The 22,128-nt window shown below is 72.1% G+C and carries 17 protein-coding genes and 1 pseudogene; 5 read left to right on the forward strand and 13 right to left on the reverse strand.

The genetic code is table 11. From position 1 onward, the window contains the following. Positions 1 to 707 precede the first annotated feature (707 nt). Positions 708 to 2,507, forward strand: a complete 1,800-nt coding sequence (locus ACIQVI_RS23730; protein WP_403599099.1) for an NHL domain-containing thioredoxin family protein — start codon at positions 708 to 710, stop codon at positions 2,505 to 2,507. Here ACIQVI_RS23730 and ACIQVI_RS23735 read toward each other — a convergent pair. The 4 genes from ACIQVI_RS23735 to ACIQVI_RS23750 form a co-directional block, all read right to left on the reverse strand. Continuing rightward, entirely contained in the window at positions 2,504 to 2,848 is a 345-nt protein-coding gene (locus tag ACIQVI_RS23735) for a hypothetical protein (RefSeq protein ID WP_351968848.1), read from the reverse strand. The two genes, ACIQVI_RS23730 and ACIQVI_RS23735, sit on opposite strands and share 4 nt — an antisense overlap. Before the next feature lie 61 nt (positions 2,849 to 2,909). Further along, positions 2,910 to 4,217, reverse strand: coding sequence for a M18 family aminopeptidase (locus ACIQVI_RS23740; protein ID WP_351968849.1), 1,308 nt, complete (start codon positions 4,215 to 4,217; stop codon positions 2,910 to 2,912). Positions 4,218 to 4,481: 264 nt separating this feature from the next. Further along, positions 4,482 to 6,311, reverse strand: a complete 1,830-nt coding sequence (locus ACIQVI_RS23745) for an acyl-CoA dehydrogenase (protein WP_403599104.1) — start codon at positions 6,309 to 6,311, stop codon at positions 4,482 to 4,484. Positions 6,312 to 6,449: 138 nt separating this feature from the next. Next, the gene (locus ACIQVI_RS23750) at positions 6,450 to 6,959 is read right to left on the reverse strand and encodes a hypothetical protein (RefSeq protein WP_403599107.1); all 510 of its coding nucleotides are present in this window, start codon (positions 6,957 to 6,959) and stop codon (positions 6,450 to 6,452) included. An 84-nt stretch (positions 6,960 to 7,043) separates the two neighbouring features. Here ACIQVI_RS23750 and ACIQVI_RS23755 point away from each other — a divergent pair, with 84 nt between their 5' ends. The 3 genes from ACIQVI_RS23755 (at position 7,044) to ACIQVI_RS23765 (ending at position 9,798) form a co-directional block, all read left to right on the forward strand. Continuing rightward, on the forward strand, positions 7,044 to 7,532 hold the full coding sequence (locus tag ACIQVI_RS23755; RefSeq protein ID WP_351968851.1) for an SseB family protein: 489 nt from the start codon (positions 7,044 to 7,046) through the stop codon (positions 7,530 to 7,532). A gap of 124 nt (positions 7,533 to 7,656) precedes the next feature. Beyond that, positions 7,657 to 8,619, forward strand: a complete 963-nt coding sequence (locus ACIQVI_RS23760) for a pirin family protein (protein WP_403599111.1) — start codon at positions 7,657 to 7,659, stop codon at positions 8,617 to 8,619. 111 nt (positions 8,620 to 8,730) lie between these two features. Next, positions 8,731 to 9,798, forward strand: a complete 1,068-nt coding sequence (locus ACIQVI_RS23765) for an AI-2E family transporter (RefSeq protein ID WP_403599114.1) — start codon at positions 8,731 to 8,733, stop codon at positions 9,796 to 9,798. Here the strand turns inward: ACIQVI_RS23765 and ACIQVI_RS23770 are convergent. Next, positions 9,795 to 11,963: a SpoIIE family protein phosphatase gene (locus ACIQVI_RS23770; protein ID WP_403599117.1), complete on the reverse strand. Its 2,169-nt coding sequence runs from the start codon at positions 11,961 to 11,963 to the stop codon at positions 9,795 to 9,797. The two genes, ACIQVI_RS23765 and ACIQVI_RS23770, sit on opposite strands and share 4 nt — an antisense overlap. A gap of 137 nt (positions 11,964 to 12,100) precedes the next feature. Between ACIQVI_RS23770 and aspS the strand changes: the two genes are divergently transcribed. After that, positions 12,101 to 13,918, forward strand: coding sequence for an aspartate--tRNA ligase (aspS, locus tag ACIQVI_RS23775; protein ID WP_403599120.1), 1,818 nt, complete (start codon positions 12,101 to 12,103; stop codon positions 13,916 to 13,918). Between the two features lie 72 nt (positions 13,919 to 13,990). Here the strand turns inward: aspS and ACIQVI_RS23780 are convergent, their stop codons facing one another. The 8 genes and pseudogenes from ACIQVI_RS23780 to ACIQVI_RS23815 form a co-directional block, all read right to left on the reverse strand. Continuing rightward, the gene (locus ACIQVI_RS23780; RefSeq protein WP_403599123.1) at positions 13,991 to 14,431 is read right to left on the reverse strand and encodes a hypothetical protein; all 441 of its coding nucleotides are present in this window, start codon (positions 14,429 to 14,431) and stop codon (positions 13,991 to 13,993) included. Beyond that, positions 14,428 to 19,014, reverse strand: a complete 4,587-nt coding sequence (locus ACIQVI_RS23785) for a putative T7SS-secreted protein (protein ID WP_403599784.1) — start codon at positions 19,012 to 19,014, stop codon at positions 14,428 to 14,430. The genes ACIQVI_RS23780 and ACIQVI_RS23785 overlap by 4 nt, the downstream gene beginning before the upstream one ends. After that, on the reverse strand, positions 19,014 to 19,661 hold the full coding sequence (locus ACIQVI_RS23790) for a hypothetical protein (protein WP_403599126.1): 648 nt from the start codon (positions 19,659 to 19,661) through the stop codon (positions 19,014 to 19,016). Before ACIQVI_RS23790 ends, ACIQVI_RS23785 begins: the two co-directional genes overlap by 1 nt. Continuing rightward, positions 19,661 to 20,275 (reverse strand): SseB family protein, encoded by a 615-nt coding sequence (locus ACIQVI_RS23795; protein ID WP_403599128.1) that lies wholly within the window; start codon positions 20,273 to 20,275, stop codon positions 19,661 to 19,663. The genes ACIQVI_RS23790 and ACIQVI_RS23795 overlap by 1 nt, the downstream gene beginning before the upstream one ends. Before the next feature lie 49 nt (positions 20,276 to 20,324). Beyond that, positions 20,325 to 20,411, reverse strand: a pseudogene (locus ACIQVI_RS23800) (MerR family DNA-binding transcriptional regulator); the annotation flags it as partial. Positions 20,412 to 20,451: 40 nt separating this feature from the next. Next, on the reverse strand, positions 20,452 to 20,985 hold the full coding sequence (locus ACIQVI_RS23805; RefSeq protein ID WP_403599131.1) for a hypothetical protein: 534 nt from the start codon (positions 20,983 to 20,985) through the stop codon (positions 20,452 to 20,454). Further along, positions 20,982 to 21,410: a hypothetical protein gene (locus tag ACIQVI_RS23810; protein ID WP_403599134.1), complete on the reverse strand. Its 429-nt coding sequence runs from the start codon at positions 21,408 to 21,410 to the stop codon at positions 20,982 to 20,984. Before ACIQVI_RS23810 ends, ACIQVI_RS23805 begins: the two co-directional genes overlap by 4 nt. A gap of 130 nt (positions 21,411 to 21,540) precedes the next feature. Continuing rightward, positions 21,541 to 22,011, reverse strand: a complete 471-nt coding sequence (locus ACIQVI_RS23815; RefSeq protein WP_403599137.1) for a hypothetical protein — start codon at positions 22,009 to 22,011, stop codon at positions 21,541 to 21,543. Between the last annotated feature and the right edge of the window lie 117 nt (positions 22,012 to 22,128).

Genomic DNA, 22,128 nt, shown 5'->3' on the forward strand with positions numbered 1-22,128 from the left:
CGCGAGGGCGAGCCCGGGGTCCTCGACCCGCACGGCGTGGAGGGGGAGGTTCCCCCGGTTGGTGACGGTGTACGTCACGGTGGCCGAGGTCCCGCCCCCGCCCGTCCCCGGGGTGGCGACCACCACCTCCTCGGTGAGCCCCAGCGCCCCCGCGACCCCGGTGTACCCGGCGCGGGCGGTCGCGGTGAGCCGGGTGCGCAGGGCGGGGACGTCGCCCTCGGCCCGTACGGGACGCACGTGCGTGCCCGCCGCGGCCCGGAAGCGGGCCGTGCACTCGGCCTCCTCGGCCGCGGGGAGCACCGCCGGGCACCGCACGGACCCGGCGGGGGCGCCGGGGTCGAGGACCCGCACCCGGTGCAGGTCCGCCTCGCTCACGTTCAGCAGCCGGTACCGCTTCACGACCCACGTCCCGACGCGCACCTCGGGCGGCCGGACGTCGCTGTCGGCCCGGCCGTTCACGGTCACGGTCAGCCGCAGGCTCCCGTCGCCGACCCCGCCGGCCCACCCGGAGCCCTCCAGGAGGGCGGACGCGAGCAGCACCGCCACGAGTAACCCGGCACTCACCCGAAAGCCGGAATAGTCAGATGATCTGCCCACGTGCTCCATGTCCGCCATGCTGACCGGCCCCCACCCCGGAACCCGCCCCCGGACACGCCCGCCGCCCCCGCCCGACCCCCACTTTCCACCCGTACGGCACCCTTGGATCCATGAACGATCCCGCGCCCACCCCCGCGCCCCGACGTGCCCGTGTCCGCGCCCCCGAGCTGATCGGCAAGGGCGGCTGGCTGAACACCGGCGGAGAAGAACTCACCCTCGCCGACCTGCGGGGGAAGATCGTCCTCCTCGACTTCTGGACCTTCTGCTGCGTCAACTGCCTGCACGTCCTCGACGAGCTGCGCGACCTGGAGGAGAAGCACCGCGACACCCTGGTGATCGTCGGGGTGCACTCGCCGAAGTTCGTGCACGAGGCCGAGCACCAGGCTGTGGTGGACGCCGTCGAGCGGTACGAGGTGCACCACCCCGTCCTGGACGACCCGGAGCTCGCGACCTGGAAGCAGTACGCCGTGCGCGCCTGGCCGACGCTCGTCGTGATCGACCCCGAGGGGTACGTCGTCGCCCAGCACGCGGGCGAGGGCCACGCCAACGCGATCCGGACCCTGGTCGAGGAGCTGGAGGCCGAGCACGGCGCCAAGGGGACGCTGCGGCGCGGCGACGGGCCGTACGTGCCGCCGGAGCCCGCCGCCACCGACCTGCGCTTCCCCGGCAAGGCCGTCGTGCTCCCGTCCGGGAACTTCCTGGTCTCCGACACCACCCGGCACCAGCTGGTCGAGCTGGCGGCGGACGGCGAGACCGTCGTGCGCCGCATCGGCGAGGGCGTCTTCCGCGAGCCGCAGGGCCTCGCCCGGCTGCCCGACGGCAAGGTCGTCGTCGCCGACACGGTGCACCACGCCCTGCGCACGTACGACCCGGAGAGCGGCGCGATCGAGCGGATCGCCGGCACCGGCAGGCAGTGGTGGCAGGGCTCCCCGACCTCGGGCCCCGCCCTGGAGGTCGACCTGTCCTCGCCGTGGGACGTGGCCTGGTGGCAGGGCAAGGTGTGGATCGCCATGGCCGGCGTCCACCAGCTGTGGACGTACGACCCGGAGACCGGGACCGTGGAGGTCGCGGCCGGCACCACGAACGAGGGCCTGGTCGACGGCCCCGCCGCCGAGGCCTGGTTCGCGCAGCCCTCCGGGCTCGCGGCCGCCGGCGACCGGCTGTGGATCGCGGACTCCGAGACCAGCGCCCTGCGCTGGATCGACGCGGACGGCGTCGTGCGCACCGCCGTCGGCACCGGCCTCTTCGACTTCGGCCACCGCGACGGCGACGCGGGCCAGGCGCTCTTCCAGCACCCGCTGGGCGTGACCGCCCTGCCCGACGGCTCGGTCGCCGTCAGCGACACGTACAACCACGCCCTGCGCCGCTACGACCCCGCCACCGGCGAGGTCACCACCCTCGCCACCGATCTGCGCGAGCCGAGCGACGCGGTCCTGGTCGACGGGGACATCGTGGTCGTCGAGTCCGCCCGGCACCGGCTGACCCGGCTGCGGCTGCCCGAGGAGGCCGTCCGGGTCGAGGCGGTCGCCCACCGCACCCGGCGCGAGGCCACGGAGGTCGCCCCCGGCCGCCTCCGCCTCGATGTCGTCTTCCGCGCCCCGACCGGCCAGAAGCTGGACGAGCGCTACGGCCCCTCGACCCGGCTCCTGGTCTCCTCGACCCCGCCGGAGCTGCTCCTCGGCGGTGAGGGCACGGGCACGGACCTCTTCCGCGAGCTGGACCTGAACCCGGAGGTCACCGAGGGCGTCCTGCACGTCTCCGCGATGGCCGCCTCCTGCGACGACGACCCGGCCAACGAATACCCGGCCTGCCACGTCCACCAGCAGGACTGGGGCGTCCCGGTGAAGGTCACGGACGCGGGCGCCTCCCGCCTGCCGCTGATCCTGGCGGGCATGGACGAGGCCGTTTAGCGAAGGAGCCCCTGGTTCCTGGACGGGCGCCCCGCGGCCCCGTCCAGGCAGCCGTCCACCCAGGCGGCCGGGTCGTGGACGGCCCGGTCGCCGCCCATGCCGTCCCGCTCCATCCGGGCGCACTCCCCGGCGAGCAGCGCCCTCGTCCGCGACCCGTCCACGTCGTACCCGCGGATCCGGGAGGCCAGGACGTACCCGCCCTCGTACGCGATGTCCGTGCCCCACGGCGGCCGGTCGTCGTACGCCCCGATCAGCAGCCCCGCCCCGGTCAGGGCGGCGAGCACGCCGACGACGGCGAACGGGACGAACTTCCGTGGTGGCGGACCCTCATGACGGTGCATGAGGAGGAGCCTGCCGGGCGGGACCTTTCGCGGATGTTTCGCGAACGGCCCCGCCCCGGACTCAGCCCTCCAGGAACGCCACCAGCGCGTTCGCGAGCAGGTACGGGTCCTCCGCGCCGCACAGTTCGCGGGCGCTGTGCATGGAGAGGATCGCGACGCCGATGTCCACGGTGCTGATGCCGTGGCGGGCGGCCGTGATCGGGCCGATCGTGGTGCCGCAGGGCATGTCGTTGTTGGAGACGAAGGACTGCCAGGGCACGCCCGCCTTCTCGCAGGCGGCGGCGAAGACGGCCCGGCCGCTGCCGTCGGTGGCGTAGCGCTGGTTGACGTTCACCTTGAGGATCGGGCCGCCGTTGACGCGCGGGTGGTGCGTCGGGTCGTGCCGCTCCGCGTAGTTGGGGTGGACCGCGTGGCCGGTGTCGGAGGAGAGGCAGACCGTGCCGGCGAAGGCGCGCGCCCGGTCCTCGTAGGCGCCGCCCCGGGCGTACACCGAGCGCTCCAGGACGTTGCCGAGCAGGGGGCCCTGGGCGCCGGTGTCGGCCTCGGAGCCGTTCTCCTCGTGGTCGAAGGCGGCGAGGACCGGGATGTACGGCAGGTCGTCGCGGCCCGCGAGGGAGGCGAGCGCGGCGGCGCCCGCGTGCACCGACAGCAGGTTGTCCATGCGCGGCCCGGCCAGCAGCTCGCGGTCGCGGCCCAGGTAGGCGGGGGCCTCCACGGCGTGGACCATCAGGTCCCAGCCGGTGACGTCCTCGGCGTCGACGCCGGCCTCGGCGGCGACGAAGGAGATCAGGTCGCCCTCGTGGACGTCCCCGATGCCCCAGACGGGCTGCATGTGGCGCTGGCGGTCGAGCTTCAGGCCGTCGTTGGCCTGCCGGTCCAGGTGGATGGCGAGCTGCGGGACGCGCAGCAGCGGCCGGTCCACGTTCACCAGGCGGTGGCTGCCGTCGCGGAGGGTGAGGCGGCCCGCGAGGCCGAGGTCGCGGTCGAGCCAGGTGTTGAGGAGGGTGCCGCCGTAGATCTCGACGGCGACCTGCCGCCAGCCCTGCGACCCCAGGTCGGGGCGCGGCTTCACGCGCAGGTTGGGGGAGTCGGTGTGCGCGCCGACGATCCGGTACGGGGTGTGGGCGGCGGCGCCCTCCGGCACGTACCAGGCGATGATCGCGCCGCCGCGCACCACGTACTTCCCGCCGCTCGTCGCGTCCCAGGCGGCGGTCTCCTCGACCCGGCGGAAACCGGCCTTCTCCAGCCGCTCCGCCGCGTTCGCCACCGCGTGGTACGGCGAGGGGGAGGCCGACAGGAAGGCCATCAGGTCGTCGGTGTGCCCGCGGTCGAAGGGACCGGCGGCGGGACGGGAGGCTGCGCTGCTCATGGGTTCACCTTACGCAGGGTCCGGAATGCGGTGACGGGCCCCCGGAGGAGCACCGGGGGGCAACGGGGGTGGGCCGGAAGGGCAGGGACGGCGGGACAACGCGCACCAAGCGCGAATCACCTGTGGGAGCCCGTTTTCGGGCAGGAGGAGAGGGAACGGTCCGGCCCTGCCCGGTCCCGGGCAAAGGGAACGGCCCGCCCCCCTCCCCGGGGACGAGCCGTTCCTTGTATGGACGAGAAGTGCTCTCGAACGCCCTGGGGCGTCCTAGAACGCGGCCTCGTCCAGGTCCATCAGCGAGCCGTCGACCGACTCGGCGAGCGCGCGCTCGGCGGAGACGCCCGGCAGGACGTTCGCGGCGAAGAACTTCGCGGCCGCGATCTTGCCCTGGTAGAAGGAGACGTCCTTGCCGGAGGCCCCGGCGGCCAGCTTCTCGGCGGCCACGGCCGCGCTCTTGAGGAGCAGGTAGCCGACGACCACGTCGCCGGAGGCGAGCAGCAGGCGGGTGGTGTTCAGGCCGACCTTGTAGATGTTCTTGACGTCCTCGCCGGTGGCGGTGAGGTCGGTGATCATCGTGCCGACGATCGCCTCCAGGTCGACGGCCGCCTTGGCGAGCGCGTCGCGGGCGCCGGCCAGCTCCTCGCCGCCGGTGCCGACCGCGAGGAACTTCTTGATCTCCTCGGACAGCGTGTTCAGGGCCGCGCCCTGGTCGCGCACGATCTTCCGGAAGAAGAAGTCCTGGCCCTGGATGGCCGTGGTGCCCTCGTAGAGGGTGTCGATCTTGGCGTCCCGGATGTACTGCTCGATCGGGTACTCCTGCAGGAAGCCGGAGCCGCCGAAGGTCTGGAGCGACTGCGCGAGCTGCTCGTAGCCCTTCTCGGAGCCGTAGCCCTTCACGATCGGGAGCAGCAGGTCGTTCAGGCCGTGCAGCGCCTTGGCGTCCTCGCCGGCCGCCTCCTTGATCGCGATCTCGTCCTGCACGGAGGCCGTGTAGAGGACGAGGGAGCGCATTCCCTCGGCGTACGCCTTCTGCGTCATCAGCGAGCGGCGGACGTCGGGGTGGTGCGTGATGGTGACCTTGGGCGCGGCCTTGTCCATGAAGTTCGCCAGGTCGGTGCCCTGGACGCGCTCCTTGGCGTACTCCAGGGCGTTGAGGTAGCCCGTGGAGAGGGTGGAGATCGCCTTCGTGCCGACCATCATGCGGGCGAACTCGATGATGAGGAACATCTGGCGGATGCCGTCGTGCTTGTCGCCGATCAGCCAGCCCTTGGCGGGGTGCTGGTCGCCGAAGGTCATCTCGCACGTGTTGGAGGCCTTGAGGCCCATCTTGTGCTCGACGTTGGTCGCGTACACGCCGTTGCGGGCGCCCAGCTCGCCGGTCTCCCAGTCGAACTCGTACTTCGGCACGAGGAAGAGCGAGAGGCCCTTGGTGCCGGGGCCGGCGCCCTCGGGGCGGGCGAGGACGTAGTGGAGGATGTTCTCCTCCATGTCGTGCTCGCCGGAGGTGATGAAGCGCTTGACGCCCTCGATGTGCCAGGTGCCGTCGTCCTGCTGGACGGCCTTGGTGCGGCCGGCGCCGACGTCCGAGCCCGCGTCGGGCTCGGTGAGGACCATGGTGGAGCCCCAGCGCTTCTCGACGGCGATCCGCGCGACCTTCTTCTGCGCCTCGTTGCCCTCGTTGTAGAGGATGCCGGCGAAGGCCGGGCCGGAGGAGTACATCCAGATGGCCGGGTTCGAGCCGAGGAGCAGCTCCGCGTACGCCCAGATCAGGGAGCGCGGGGAGACGGTGCCGCCGATCTCCTCCGGGATGCCCAGGCGCCAGTACTCGGACTCCATGAAGGCGTCGTACGACTTCTTGAAGGTGGCCGGGACCGGGGCGGTGTTGGTCGCGGGGTCGAAGACCGGCGGGTTGCGGTCGGCGTCGGCGAAGGACTCCGCGAGCTCGTTCTCGGCGAGGCGGCGGATCTCGTCGAGGATGCTCTTGGCGGTCTCGACGTCCATCTCCTCGAACGGACCGGTGCCGTACACCTTGTCGCGGCCGAGGACCTCGAAGAGGTTGAACTCGATGTCGCGGAGATTCGACTTGTAGTGCCCCATGGCGACGGCTCCGTAAGGCTCGGGGAGGGAGGTTCCTCGTACACGTACCAGTGAGTAGCAAAACGCTCTCCACCATGATGCTACCCACCAGTAATAAGGGCAACCCCTGGCGGCCGTCTGTGACGTGACTCGCCCTCCTCAGGCGTCCCGGGAGCCCCCGGCGCCCCGTGCGCCCCTCGCGTCCCGCAGCCGGAGGACCCCCGCGGTCCCGGCCCCCGCGCCCGCGAGCAGCAGTGCGGCGCCGGTGCCGGCCACCCCGGCCCCGTGGGCGATCCACCGGGAGCCGAACCGGGTCGCGGTCACCTCGGCCGGGTCCTTCCGCCCGTCGTGGTCCACGAAAGACAGCCGGGTGCGCCGGTCGGGCGGGGAGGGACGGTAGGGCCACGTGGGGTCGTGGGCGTGCAGCGCGTCCTCCAGGGCCCGCCGCCGGTCCTCCTCGGCCGCCGCGATCTGCCCGGCGGTCATGCCGGAGCAGTGCCACACGGTCCCGCCCTTGGCCGTCCGCTGCTCGTGGCAGGCGATCCGGGTGAAGGTCCGCGTCTCCAGGCCGGGCGCCCCGGTCCCGACCGCGACCACCCCGCCGCCCGCGACCGCGAGCAGCGCCCCCGCCGCGAGCCACGCGGCCCCGGCCCTCCTCGGCCCGCCCATCCCCGACCCCCCGTCGTCGAACGTACGGACAGGGTACGGACCGTGGCCCCCCGGCGGGCCCCCGCCGCTCGATAGGCTGGGGGCATGTACGGATACGGCCAGCACACGGACGGTAGTGCCGCCCAGCAGCAGTACATCCCGCCCCAGCAGGGCGGGATGCAGGGGGGCGTGCAGGGCGGTTACGGGCAGCAGGCCCCGCTCTACCCGGAGCCCTCGCCGCCCTCCCTCGCGGACGCCGTGCGCGCCTTCACCACCGGCACCCTGGCCGCCGAGGACTTCCAGCAGGTCTTCGCGACCTCCAAGGTCTACTGCCCGCGCGGCGACAACCCCGGCTTCCTGGCCCTGCACAACACCCAGCAGCCGGTCATCCCCATGTTCACCTCGCTCAAGGAGCTGCGGCGGTACGCGGGCAAGGAGTCGAAGTACTTCGTGATCACCGGCGCCGAGGTGATCGACCTGCTGCCGACCGGCTACGGCTTCGTCCTCGACATGGAGGGCGACCACCGCATGGTCTTCGACGCGAAGGCCGTGGAGCAGATGGTCGACTTCGCGATGCGGCGGATGTACGGCTGACGCGCGGTCCGCGCGTGGCCGGGACGCCCGGGGGAATTCCTCCCGGGCGTTCCGCGTTCCGGGTGGCAGAAAGTTCAGCGTTCAACTAAAGTGGACGTGCAAGGTCACCCAAGGAGGTCCCGCCATGCCCGCCGTGACTGTCGAGAACCCGCTCGCCCTGCCGCGCGTCGCCGCCCCCGCCGACGCCCCGGCCCGCCCCGTGCTCGCCGTGACCACGGCCCCCTCCGGCTTCGAGGGAGAGGGCTTCCCGGTCCGCCGGGCCTTCGCGGGGATCAATTACCAGTACCTCGACCCGTTCATCATGATGGACCAGATGGGCGAGGTGGAGTACGCGCCCGGAGAGCCCAAGGGCACACCCTGGCACCCCCACCGGGGCTTCGAGACCGTCACCTACATCATCGACGGCACCTTCGACCACCAGGACTCCCAGGGCGGCGGCGGCACCATCACCAACGGCGACACCCAGTGGATGACCGCCGGAGCCGGCCTCCTCCACATCGAGGCCCCGCCGGAGTCCCTCGTCGTCAGCGGCGGCCTCTTCCACGGCCTCCAGCTGTGGGTGAACCTGCCGGCCGCCGACAAGATGATGGCCCCCCGCTACCAGGACATCCGCGGCGGCCAGGTCCAGCTGCTCACCTCCCCCGACGGCGGCGCGCTGCTCCGCGTCATCGCGGGCGAGCTCGACGGCCACGAGGGCCCCGGCATCACCCACACCCCGATCACGATGATCCACGCCACCCTGCGCCCCGGTGCCGAGATCAGCCTCCCCTGGCAGGAGGACTTCAACGGCCTCGCGTACGTGCTCGCGGGCCGCGGCACCGTCGGCACCGAGCGGCGCCCGGTCCACACCGGCCAGACCGCCGTCTTCGGCAAGGGCGGCGCCCTGACCGTCCGCGCCGACGAGAAGCAGGACGGCAACACCCCGGACCTGGAGGTCGTCCTCCTCGGCGGGCGCCCGATCCGCGAGCCCATGGCCCACTACGGCCCGTTCGTCATGAACACCCAGGCCGAACTGCGCCAGGCCTTCGAGGACTTCCAGGCGGGCCGTCTCGGCACGATCCCGGCGGTCCACGGGATGGGCGAGTAGCCAGTACGGAGGGGTGCGGTGCCGGTCCCCGCACCCCTCCGCTGACGAGCCGTCACCCGTACGGACCGTCAGCGCGCGACGGCGCGCCCGGCGGCGTGGTCCGGTGGTCGGGTGCAGACGCCCACCGCCGGACCGCTCCTTCCCGAACCCGCCCGCCGGGTCGCCGCCTGGTGCGCCGTCCTGCTGCTCGTCGCCGGTGTCGCCGCCGTCGGCATCTGGCTGTGCGTCGTCTTCAAGACGGCCGTCACGCCCGTCCTGCTCGCGATCCTCGGCACCGCCCTGCTCGGCCCCCTCTACCGGCGCCTGCTGCGGATGAAGGTCCAGAAGTCGCTCGCCGCCGGGCTCACCGTCGTCGCCGTCCTCGCGGTCGTCGGCGGCGCCACGTACATCGTCGTCGCCGCCCTCATCGACACCGGCGACCAGATCGTCGCCTCGCTCCGGCAGGCCGCCGAGGACATCGCCAAGCACTTCGGCGCGGCCGGGACCTCCCTCGACGACCTCAGCAGGAACGCCGAGAGCCTGCTCAAACGGTTCGGCGGCACCGCCGCCTCCGGGGTGATCTCCGGCATCAGCGTCGTCGGCCAGCTCATCGCCACCGCCGTCCTCGCGCTGCTCCTCATCTTCTTCTTCCTGCGCGACTCCGACCGGGCCGCCGGGGCCCTGCGCTCCCTCGTCCCCCGCACGACCGGGGACACCGTCGAGGCCATGGCGCGCCGCGCCTTCGAGGCCGTCGAGGGCTTCATGCGCGGCACGACCTTCATCGCCCTGGTCGACGCGACCCTCATCGGCATCGGGCTGCTCGTGCTGCGCGTGCCCGGGGCGGTCGGGCTCGCGGCGCTCGTCTTCGTCACCGCGTACATCCCCTACCTCGGCGCCTTCCTCTCCGGCGCGATCGCGGTCCTCGTCGCCCTCGCGGACCGGGGCTTCGTCATCGCCCTGTGGGCGCTCGGCGTCGTCCTCGCCGTCCAGGCCATCGAGGGGCACCTGCTCCAGCCCATGGTGCAGAGCAGGACCGTCCACATGCACCCGGCCGCCGTCATGCTCGCGATCACGGCCGGCGCCTCCGTCGCGGGCATCCTCGGAATGCTCCTGGCCGTCCCCCTGACGGCCGCCGCGACGGGGGTACTGGGGGAGCTGCGGGGACGGTACGGGACGGGGGACGGGCCGGGCGGGCCTTAGTCCGGTGGGTCCTGGCCGGGCAGGTCCTGGTCCGGCGGGGCCTGCCCGCAGTGGTCCCCCGCCGTCGCCCCCGCCTCGTCCAGTTCGAACCAGATCGCCTTGCCCTCGCCGCGCGGGTCGACGCCCCACGCGTGCGCCAGCATCTCCATCAGGACCAGGCCGCGCCCGCTGGACGCCATCTCGCCCGGCTGGCGCCGGTGCGGCAGCTCGTCGCTGGTGTCGGAGACCTCCACGCGCAGCCGGCGGGACCTCTCGCCGCAGACGACCTCCGCGACCAGGAGCGCGTCGCCGTCCGTGTGGACGAGGACGTTGGTGAGCATCTCCGAGACCATCAGGACCGCCGAGTCGAGCTGGTCCCCGTCCGACCAGTCGTGCAGCAGCTGCCGCACCTGCTCCCGGGCCTCCGCGATCCGCTCCGGCTCCGCCTGGGCGATCGTCATCAGGGTGCGGCGCGGGCTCTCCCGTACGGCCCCGGCGGGGCGGCGGGAGAGCAGCAGGACGGCGATGTCGTCCTCGCGCCGGTCCGCGAGCGGACCCGTGGTGTGGTGCGAGCCGGGGCCGTGGACGGCCTCCACGAGGGTGTCGGCGAGCTCCTCCAGGTCCTCGCCGTCGTGGGCCTCCAGGAGCTTCCTCACCCGCTCCCAGCCGGTGTCCAGGTCGTGCCCGCCGGTCTCCAGGAGGCCGTCGGTGCAGATCATCAGGGTCTCGCCGGGGTCGAGGGCGATCCGGGTGGTGGGGTAGTCGGTGTCGGGGACGATGCCGAGGGGCAGCCCGCCGGCCGTGGGCCGCAGCAGGACCGTTCCGTCGTTCATCCGCACCGCCGGGTCGGGATGCCCCGCCCGCGCGATGTCCACCGCCCCCGTCTCCAGGTCGACCTCCAGGTACAGACAGGTCGCGAAGCGCGGGCCGCCGTCGCCGTCCCCGTCCTCGCCGTCCGTGATCCCGTACAGGAAGCGCGAGGCCCGGGAGAGGACCGCGTCCGGCCGGTGCCCCTCGGAGGCGTACGCGCGCAGGGCGATCCGCAGCTGCCCCATCAGGCCGGCCGCCCGCACGTCGTGCCCCTGCACGTCCCCGATGACCAGGGCGATCCGGCCCGCGCCGCCCCCGTCGGGGCGCGAGGCGCCGCCGGGCAGCCGGATCATGTCGTACCAGTCGCCGCCGACCTGGAGCCCGCCGCCGGTCGGCACGTACCGGGCGGCGACCCGGATCCCCGGGATCCCCGGCCCCAGGACCGGCATCATCGTCCGCTGGAGGCCGAGCGACAGCTCGCGCTCCGACTCGGCCACGCCCGCGCGTGCGAGGGCCTGCGCCAGCATCCGCGCCACCGTCGTGAGCACCGAGCGCTCGTCGGGCGTGAAGACCACCGGGTGCTTGAAGGCCGCCATCCAGGCGCCCAGCGTGCGCCCGGCGACGACCAGCGGCACGAAGGCCCAGGAGCGGCGCCCGAAGCGCCGGGCGAGCGGCCAGGTGACGGGGAAGCGGCGCAGGTACTCCTCGGGCGACGGCAGGTAGATCGCCCGGCCCGTGCGGACCACCTCGGCCGCCGGGTAGTCGGTGTCCAGCGACATCGACGCGAAGGGCCCCTCGTCGTCATGGCTCTGCCCGTGGTGCCCGATGATCGTCAGCCGGTCGCCCGCGACCCCGAAGACCGCGAGGCCGTCCGGCGAGAAGCCCGGCATGGACAGGGAGGCGGCCACCCGCAGCACCTCGGCCGTCGACCGGGCCTCGGCGAGCGCCCGGCCCGCGTCGAGCAGGAAGGCCTCGCGGGAGCGGCGCCAGTCGCCGGTGACCGGGGTGCGGACGGCGGTGCCGGGCGGCTGCTCGGCGACCTCCTGGAGGGTGCCGACCAGCTGGTAGTCGTTCCCCGCGACCAGCGGCTTGGACCGGCTCCGTACCGTACGGATCACCCGGCCGTGCTCGTCCATGATCCGCAGCCGGGACTCGGCGAGGGTCTCCTCGGCGACGGCGAGGTTCACCACCCCGTCGATCTCGTTCCAGTCGACCGGGTGGAAGCGGGAGCGCACGGCCGCCTCGCTGAGCCGTACGGGCTCGGCGGGCAGCCCGAGCAGCCGGGCCGCCTCGGCGTCGAGCGAAACGGTCCCGGACGCGTTGTCCCAGCGCCACAGGCCGGTCGCGATCGCGGCCAGGACGTCCTCGGTGCGCATTGCCCCACTTTATGAATATCGGACTGCGGGCCGCCACCGACGGTGTCCGAAGAGCGATCACGGCCCGGCCGGTAGGCTGGGAAACCTTGACACCGTCAAGCCCTTCACCATCGATCCCGAAGACTGGACGAACGACGATGCATCGGTACAGGTCCCACACCTGCGGCGAGCTCCGCGCCTCTGACGTCGGCACCGACGTCCGGCTGAGCGGCTGGCTGCACAATCGGCGCGACCTGGGCGGCATCCTCTTCATCGATCTGCGCGACCACTACGGCATCACGCAGCTCGTCGCCCGGCCCGGCACCGCCGCGTACGAGGCGCTCGACAAGCTGACCAAGGAGTCCGTCGTCCGCGTCGACGGCAAGGTCGTCTCGCGGGGCGCCGAGAACGTCAACGCCGAGCTGCCCACCGGCGAGGTCGAGGTCGAGGTCGCCGAGGTCGAGATCCTGGGCGCCGCCCAGCAGATCCCCTTCACCATCAACGCCGACGACGGCGTCAACGAGGAGCGGCGCCTGGAGTACCGCTTCCTCGACCTGCGCCGCGAGCGGATGCACCGCAACATCATGCTGCGCTCGGCCGTCATCGCCGCCATCCGCTCCAAGATGGTGGCCCTCGGCTTCAACGAGATGGCGACCCCGATCCTCACCGCGACCTCCCCCGAGGGCGCCCGCGACTTCGTCGTCCCGTCCCGGCTGAACCCGGGCAAGTTCTACGCGCTGCCGCAGGCCCCGCAGCAGTTCAAGCAGCTGCTCATGATCTCGGGCTTCGACCGGTACTTCCAGATCGCGCCCTGCTTCCGCGACGAGGACGCCCGCGCGGACCGCTCGCCGGGCGAGTTCTACCAGCTCGACGTCGAGATGAGCTTCGTCGAGCAGGAGGACGTCTTCCAGCCGATCGAGAAGCTCATGACGGAGCTCTTCGAGGAGTTCGGCGGCGGCCGCCACGTCACCTCGCCGTTCCCGCGGATCCCGTTCCGCGAGTCGATGCTGAAGTACGGCAACGACAAGCCGGACCTGCGCACCTCGCTCGAACTGGTCGACCTCACCGACGTGTTCGCGCACTCCGAGTTCAAGGCGTTCGCCGGCAAGCACGTCCGCGCGCTCGCCGTCCCGGACACCGGCGACCAGCCGCGCAAGTTCTTCGACGGCCTCGGCGACTACGCGATCTCGCTCGGCGCGAAGGGCCTGGCCTGGATCCGCGTCGGCGAGGGCGGCGCCCTCACCGGCCCCATCGCCAAGTTCCTCACCGAGGAGAACGTCAAGGTCCTCACCGAGCGCCTGGGCCTGGAGCCCGGCCACGCGGTCTTCTTCGGCGCGGGCGAGTTCGACGAGGTCTCCAAGATCATGGGCCCGGTCCGGGTCGAGGCCGCCAAGCGCGCCGGCCAGTTCGAGGAGAACGTCTTCCGCTTCGCGTGGATCGTGGACTTCCCGATGTACGAGCGGGACGAGGAGACCGGCAAGATCGACTTCTCGCACAACCCGTTCTCGATGCCGCAGGGCGGTCTGGAGGCCCTGGAGACCCAGGACCCGCTGGACGTCCTCGGCTGGCAGTACGACATCGTCTGCAACGGCATCGAGCTCTCCTCCGGCGCGATCCGGAACCACGAGCCCGACATCATGTTCAAGGCCTTCGAGATCGCGGGCTACTCCCGCGAGACCGTCGAGACCGAGTTCGCCGGAATGCTCCGCGCCTTCCAGTTCGGCGCCCCGCCGCACGGCGGCATCGCCCCGGGCGTGGACCGCATCGTCATGCTCCTCGCGGACGAGCCCAACATCCGCGAGACCATCGCCTTCCCCCTCAACGGCAACGCCCAGGACCTCATGATGGGCGCCCCCACGGAACTGGAGGAGTCCCGCCTCCGCGAGCTCAACATCCAGCTCCGCAAGCCGGCGGAGCCGAAGGTGACGGAGGGCCGCCCGGTGACGGAGGCTGTGCATCCGGATGCGGCGCGGTAAGCGGTAGGTCGTACTAAGGAGGGCCCGGAACCGTGGGTACGGCTCCGGGCCCTTTCCCTTGCCACAGGAGCTTCACGCGAGCGACGCGCGGAACCGCTCCAAGGAGGAGAAGTAGTCACTGCGTGCGCCGTCCCCCGAGGGAAGGCCGGACAGGTCCTTCTCCGCGAGTTCCAGGGTGGGACGGAGCACCGCGTCCGCGAGTTCTTCAAGACCGCACTTCCCCAGCACGGTCCCTTTTGCCGAAACCGTGACGACTCCCTTGCGATCGCGCCGGAAGTCGAGCCGGAACGACGTATCGGTACCCACGAACGACGCCGTCTTCCGCTCGCCAGTGAAAAGGGGCCGAAGCGAGTCGAGCAGGAGGGGAACCGACAGGTAGATCATCATCGCCTGATCGGGAACGTGCCCCGTCGACGCAACTGCTCCGCACTCCCCCTCGCAGGTGATGTCTCCGAGGTCGAAACCACTGGGTTCGCCCTGCTCGGGGCGTACTGTAAAGGTCATCCTGATCACGGGGTGTAGCTCTTTCCTATGGGGAAGAAGGTGACGATGCGGTTTCCGTCGGTGGAGTCCACAACCAGGCGGTAATTGGCCCGCATACCGTTGACCATCATCCGCTTCTCGAATGTCTGGTACTGGTTGTTCGGATCGGACACGCGATTTCCCTTCTCCACCATTTTCTCCGCCGCGGCCTCCACCTGCGCGCGCGTGGTGGTGGGAGGCATGAGATCGCCGTGCCCGTTCTTTGCCGTACCGGTGATGTGGCGCTCCTCGATGTGTCGCCATCCCTGCTTCGCGTTGCCGTCCTCCATCCTCGGTGTCGCCCGGCACAGCGCCAGACCGAACGGGTCTATCCATACGTGTGGGTTGGGGCCGTACCACCGCGGATTCGGGCCGCCCTCCAGCCCGATCGGATCCGGGCTCAGATACCGTGCCGACTCCGGGTCGTAATACCGGAAGTAGTTGTAGTGCAGCCCCGACTCCGGGTCGAAGTACTGGCCCGGGAAGCGGAGCGGGGTGTATGTCGTGGCGTCTCGGGTCCAGGTCGTCGTGCCCCAGAGGGTGGAGCGGGTGCGCCAGGCCAACTCTCCCGACTCGTCGACGAGTTCGGTCGGGGTGCCGATCAGGTCGGTGACGACGGCGAAGAAGCGCTCGTCGTCCGTGTCCGTGCGGCGCTCGGTCTGGGAGAGGGGCCGCAGACCCGCGTGGTCCCAGGTCAGGACCACGTTCGCGGTGGTCTGCTCGCAGAGGGTCGTGCCGTCCCACGTGAAGTGGACCGTCTCGGAAGGGGATTGTTTGGATATGCGGCGGCCCAGCGGGTCGTACGCGTAGCTCCACACCGTGCCGTCCGGCGTCGTCACCGACGTCAGCCGGTCCTCCGCGTCCCACGCGTACCGCCAGGTGTCCGGCTTCCGCGACAGGCGGGTCTTCCGGCGCAGGACGATCCGGCCCTGGTCGTCGTGCTCGTAGCGGACCGCCCCCGCGCGGGTGATCCGCGTCCCCTCGTACGCGCGCGGCCCCGTCGCCGCGTGCGACGGATGCGTCGACGGCCACTCCGCCTCCGTCTGGTTGCCGGCCTCGTCGTACGCGTACCGCTCCGTCCACCGCTCCGCCCGCACCGCCGTGACCCGCCCCGCCCCGTCCAGGTCGAAGCGGCGCGTCCCCGAGAACCCGTCCGTGACGGCGACGAGCCCGCCGTCCGGGCGGTAGTCGTAGGAGCGGTGCTGGAGGCGGCCGCCGCCCCGGGCCGACGTGACCTCCTGCGCCGTCAGCCGGCTCATCACGTCGTACGACGACGTCAGCGACACGAAGTCCCCGACCGAGCGCTCCACCTCGCGGCCCAGCGCGTCGAAGGAGAAGGCCAGTTCGCGCCCGGACGCGGTGAGCCCCGTCCTGCGCCCCGCCGCGTCGTACGCCCACGTGCTGACCGAACCGCCCGGCGTCGTCCGGCCCACCCGGCGGCCCACCTCGTCGTACGCGTACGACAGCGTCCGGCCGTTGACCGTCTCGGACACCAGCCGGCCGTAGCGGTCCCGCAGGCGTTCGAGCCGCGCGTCCGGGTTCGTCGCCACCGCCAGCTCGTCGAAGACGTCGTACTCGTACGTGCTGACCGTCCCCCCGGCGTCCTTGCGGACGATCCGGCCGAGCGCGTCGCGCTCGAACCGCACCGCCTGCCCGAGCCCGTTCGTACGGGAGACCAGCCGGCCCGCCGCGTCGTACGCGTACCCCAGCGTCCGGCCGTCGAAGTCCGTCTCGGACAGGGTCCGGCCCGCCGGGTCGTAGGTGTACTCCCAGGTCAGCCCCTGCGGGTTCGTCACCCGCGTCAGCCGCAGGTCCGTGTCGTGCGCGAACGCGTACCGCACCCCGTCCGGGTCCGTGCGGGAGGTCGGCAGGTCGAAGTCGGTGTACGTGAAGCGGGTCGTGCCGCCCGTCGCGTCCGTGTGGCTCAGGCAGTTGCCCTCGCCGTCGTACGTCCAGGACTCCACCGTCCCGTCGGGCGCCACGCGCCGGGACGGCAGGCCCTCCACCGTCCACTCCAGGCGCGTGACCGCGCCGAGGGGGTCGGTGATCCGGACCGTACGGCCGAAGGCGTCGTGCGCGTACCGGGTCGTGGCCCCCAGCGGGTCGGTGACCTCGACGGGCAGGCCCCGGGCGTCCTGGACGAGCCGGGTGGTGGCGCCGAGCGGGTCCGTCACCGAGGTGAGCCGCCCCGCCCCGTCGTAAGCGAACTCCGTCCGGGCGCCCGAAGGCGCCGTCACCGAGGTGCGGTTGCCGCGCCCGTCGAAGGTCTGGCGCACGGCGTTGCCGTCGGCGCCGACGATCCGCACCGGGAAGCCGTCCTCGTCGTACTCGGCCCGCGCCCGCCGCCCGTCCGGACGCTCCACCGTCGTCGGGCGGCCCCGCTCGTCGTAGGCGGTGCGGCTGACGTGCCCCAGCGGATCCGTCCGGGACAGCGGGCGGCCCAGGTGGTCGTACGTGAAGCGGGTGACCGCGCCCAGGGCGTCGATCTCGGCGACGACCTTCGCACGCCCGTCGACGACGAACCTCTTCGTGTGCCCCCGGCCGTTGGTGATGGACGTCGTCCTGAGGCCCGTCTCCGGGTCGGTGTCGTCCCAGGTGAAGCGGGACTCGACGTGTCCGTTGGCGCCGGTCTGGTAGGTGCAGCGGTCCCGGTCGTCGTAGACGTAGTCGAAGCGGCTGCCGTTGGTGTCGGTCCACGAGGTGATGCGGCCGTGCTCGTCGCAGCCGAAGCGCAGCGGGCGCCCGGAGGAGTTGACGACCTCGGTCAGGTGCCCGTCGGTGTAGCCGTAGCGCAGGATCTCCTGGTCGGAGCCGTCCGGGGCCGCGCCCGCGAGGTGGAGGGCGGTCACCCGGCCCTCGTCCGTGGTCAGCTTCAGGTGGTAGCCGCCGTGGTGGACGACCGACGTCGGGGCGCCGTCCTCGTCGTACTCGAAGGCGATCCGGTTCCCGTTGCGGTCGTCGACCTGGACCAGGAGCGCGAGCCCGTCGCCGTGGTCGGCGAAGTGCCGGACCGTGCGGGTCTCGGGATCGGTGACCGTGTAGCCGTCCTCGACCCGGTCCAGCGGCCACCGCCGTCCGTGCGTGGGCATGACCGGGACCCCGGGCGCCGGATGCGGGTAGGCGAGGAGGCTGCCCTCGTCGCAGCTGAGGACGACGCCCTCCGCGTCGATCTCCAGGCGCTGGTCCACCGTCGACGACCACGTCGGGCCGAACCAGCGGCCGGAGCGGTGCGAGGAGTCGAAGGAGCGCCGGAAGACCAGCGGCAGCGAGCCGGGCAGGACGATGTCCGTCTGCGGCAGCAGGACGCGGCCGGACGCCATGTCCACCGGGTCGCCGTCGCACACGTTCTCGCGGCACTTGTTGCTCTGGTTGTCCGGATCCTTCTCGTGGTCGCCCCGGCTGCCGCCCGGCTTCTCCGGTCCGCCGGGCTTCTTCCCGTCCGGCAGGTGCTTCGCGCCGTTCAGACCGAGCCGCAGGCCGCCGCGCGCGAGCCCCGCGCCCTTGGTGCCGATCAGCTCCGGCACCAGCCGGCCGAGGAACTCCGACGGGTCGCCCTTCGCCGCGTCCCAGGCGTTCTTCAGGACCCGGTCCGGGTTCGCCGCCGAGGACGCCAGACCGGCGAGCGTCATGTTGACGCCCTTGTAGTACTCCGCCGGGTGGGTCAGGTTGTACGTGTCCATCGGGTTCACCGAGCGGACGAAGTTGAGCAGACCGGCCGTGCCCTTGACGACGCCGCCGCCGAAGTGGGCCAGCTCCACGCCCTGGGCCAGACCCCGGTCCCACAGCTCCAGCTTGGCCCGCTCGCGGCCCGTCGGCTCCTTCGGCGCGTGGGCGAGCGCGGCGGTGACCGCCGCCTTCGCCGTCTCCCCGGCCTCGTTGCGGGCCGTGCGCGCGTCGTTCAGGACCTCCTGGGCGCGCCGCCGCTTGGCCGCGCCGGGGTCGGAGTACGCCCCGGGGTGGGGCAGCGGACTGTCCCCGTCACGGGCCGCCTCGTAGGCCGCGGTCTTCTTCTTGTGGTTCTCCTCGGCCTCCTTGGAGTCCTGCTCGCCCTCCTTGTACAGGGCGATCGCCTCGCGCGCCTTGCCCTGCGCGCTCACGATCGCCCTGGAGTACGTCTCCAGGGCCTTGGCCGCGCTCTCCATCGCGTCCGCCGCGCGGAGCCAGTCGGTCGGCAGCGTCTGGAACTTCTTCCGGAACGCGTTGGCCGCCTCGCCCTTCCAGTGGTCGGCGTCCAGCTTCTTCATCCCGCCGCCGACCAGGTCGAACGCACGCTGGAAGTCCCGGAGGTTCTTCACCGTCGCGGCGATCTTCTCCGGCTTGCCGTGGACCAGCTCGTCCGCGTCCTCGGTCTGCCCGAGCTGCTTCTCCCCGACCCGCGCGCCGAGCGAGGAGGCGGTCTCGTCGCCCCAGTCCTCGACCGAGTCCGCCCAGTCGTGCGCCCCCGCCTTGTCCAGCAGCCGACCGGTCTGGTCGGTCGCGAAGTCGACGCCCTCGCCGACGAGTTCCTTGCCCTTGTCGACGCCCTCACCGAACTTGTCGATGCCCTTGTCGACCAGGCCGCCCCAGTCCACCATCAGCGGTTGTCCCCCCACCGGGGCTGCTCGGCCTGCTCGATCGTCGCCTCGTCGGGATCGAGCGTCTCCTTCAGCTCCTCGTCCATCCGGTCCCGCAGCTTCGGGTCGAGCGCGCCCGAGCGCTCCATCGAGTCGAGCAGCGAGTCCTCGACGTCGTACGCGGTGTTCCGCCAGGTCTGCTTCACCTCCTGGTGGGCGCCGGTGAACGACTCCGGGCTCCAGTCGGCGCCGTCCCACGCGTGCTGGTCGCGGACGGTCTCCCAGCTCATCTTCTTGACCTCGTCCTCGGAGAGGTGGGGGTTGCCGTTGAGCGAGTTCACCCCGATCTTGAACGAGTCCTTGATGTACTGCTCCTGCTCCGCGAACGCGCCGGCCGACAGACCGACGCCCTGGGCGAAGCCGTTCCCCCGCATGGTCAGGGCGCGTACGCCCCACTCCCACCGGTCGCAGAAGGTCCCGAACTCCGACGTCAGCCCGTCGTGTCCCAACTCAAGCCCTGACAGGGCGAGTTCGGAGAACCCGCGGCCCGCCGACGCCTGACCCGTCATGCCGAGCTCCTTCAGCTCGGCGTGCGCCAGGTCGATGCCCTTCGCGATCGCCGCCAGCGCCTCCCCCGACGCCGCGAGCTCGGGCTCGTTCCCGCCCATTACGCCCCCGCCTCCCCGTCCGTCTCCCCGAGGTCCACCGCGACCCCGTCCGGCACGATCCCCGCCACCGGCGGGAACAGCGCCCCGTCCGCACTGCCCGCGTCCAGCGCGACCCCGCCCGGACCGGGCAGCATCGGCACCATCACGTCGAGGAGCCGCGCGCCGAGGACCGTCCGGTACGTCCACGCGCGCCCCGCCTCCCCGCGCGCGACCGCGAACCGCGCCAGCGCCTCCTCGTCCGAGAACGCGCAGATCCACCGCACCCCGTTGAAGTCCGCGGTCCACAGACTCTCCCGGTCGTCGAACGGCACCAGGACGGCGGTCCGCCGGAACTCCCCCAGCAAACGCGCAAATTCACGCCGCGCCGCCGCGATCGCGTCGTCGGACGTGCTCTGCTCCGAAGCGGCGGGAGGGGGCGCGGGCGCGGGCACCGGTGCCGGCGCGGGTGGCGCGGGCGGAACCGCCGTGTCGGCCGCCCCCACCGCCTCCCCCGAATCCGCCGGCTCCTCCGCCCCCACCAACTCCGTCAGCCTCGAAACCCGCAGAGGCTCCGGTATGCCGTCCCCGTGGTCGTCCCCGTTGTCCTTCACGTCCGCATGTTGCCATGGGCTCATTCACGCGAGCAACGAACAAAGGAGCTATCTCGTCACGTCGGTCGGGTCGTTCCGGAACGATCAGGCCCGCGTGCTCGTAGTGACGCAACGACCTCGGACTCACCCCGCTGACCCTGGAAGTCTTACCGATCTTCATACGGGGCAACGCCCGGCGTGCCACGGCCTTCCCGGCCCGTTCAGGGCAGCCTCGGGACGAGCTCCAGCCAGGCGCGGAGGTCGCCCAGGGAGAAGTCCCCGTCCTCCAGGAGCGGCAGGACGGGAAGCAATGCGGACAGCGTGTTCTTGACGAGCCGCAGCCGGAGCATCTGCTCCCGGGACAGGCCCCGCCACTCACCGGCCAGCCGAGCGGCCGTCTCCCTCGACATGCCCAGGTTCCGCGTGGCGTCCGCGAGGAGCGCGGAGAGGTCCCTGGCCGGGTCGGCGTCGTCGGCCCCGAACTCCCGGAGCAGATAAGCGCGTACGCGGACCGACTCGATCACCATCTCCTGCGACGGCCCCTCCGGGTACTTCCCCGGAAGCGCGGCGAGCGCGAGCCGACCCCACCGGATCCGGGTCCCGTCGGGAAGGTCGCGGTGCTGCATACGGCCGACGGCGAGGACCCGCAGCTGGTTCCACCGCTCAGGAGACCAGGCCTCCGCCTCGCGCGCGGACACCAACCGCTCCAGGCCCTCCAGCGGGGTGCGGAGAGGCCCGCCGTGGTCGTGGCTCACGCCTCCGCCGCCCGGAACTTCCGTACGGCCGTGGAGTAGTCGATCCGCACCCCGTCCCCCTCCGGGAGGCTCGAAAGCCCTTGCTCGGCGAGCTCCTCGGCAGCGCGGAGGAACACCCGCGCGAGGTCTTCGACACGGGCCCTGCCCACCGGGACCCCTCGCGACGAGACCGAGACGAGCCCCTTCCCGACGCGCTCGAAGTCGATCCGCACCGACATGTCGACGCCGCCGAACGAGACGTTCTGCCGCTTGCCGAAGAGCAGGGGGCGGAGGTCGTCGAGCAGGAGGGCCACCGACAGGTAGACCATCAACCCGCGATCGGCCGACCGCACCGACCCGCTCTCCCCCTCACAGACGATGTCCCCCAGGTCGAACCCACTGGGCTCCCCCTGCCCCGGCCGCACCGAGAACCGCACCGCGATCACGCCCGGTGGCTCCTTCCGCCCCGTTGGCGGGGTGTGTCCGGGACCGGGAAGGCTTTGTGGAGGCGCGGGAGACCGAGGGCCCGGCCAGCAAATTGGAAGCGGCTCGTCATGACTTTCCCTACCCCCGGGCCTACCGGGCGGTCTCGAGGGAGTGCGTGATGATCCAGTCGTCGTACTCCTCGACCGAGACGGCGCACATGCGCCTTCCGTCCAGGGAGGCCGCGATGAACTCCCGGTTTCCGGTCGCGGCGGCGATGCGGGAGGGGAGGCGGGTGCCGATCGGGTCCCTGACCCTGAGCCATCCGCCGGTCGGGTTCCCCGGGATCCAGAAGAAGAGGAGGAACTCTCCGTCCTCGCCGAAGAGCCCCGCCCGGTCCGCCTCTTCGTGCCAGACGAGGTCCACCCGGTCCCGTACGTCCGGGTCCTTCCGGGGGGCCGTCCTGGTCGGTTTCACCTCGTACCCCACCATGGCGTAGAAGGCGCTCTTGGGATCCGGCGCGGTTTCCGGTACCCCTCCGGCCGCCTCCACCACGCCCTGCCGCCCGAGGGCCTCAAGCCGGTCGAGGACCCGTCGGTCCCTGTCCGCGTCCCGCTCCGTCATGTCCGCCCCCGTGCATCCGTATGACCGTCAACCGCTCCTCGTGGTCGAGGGGTACCAGAGGTCGTCGATCGACGTGATCAGTCGCGCCGCCGTCATTCTTGTCGCGATCCCGTCGGC

It is taken from the genome of Streptomyces sp. NPDC098101 (assembly GCF_044760185.1).
Taxonomy (GTDB): Bacteria; Actinomycetota; Actinomycetes; order Streptomycetales; family Streptomycetaceae; genus Streptomyces.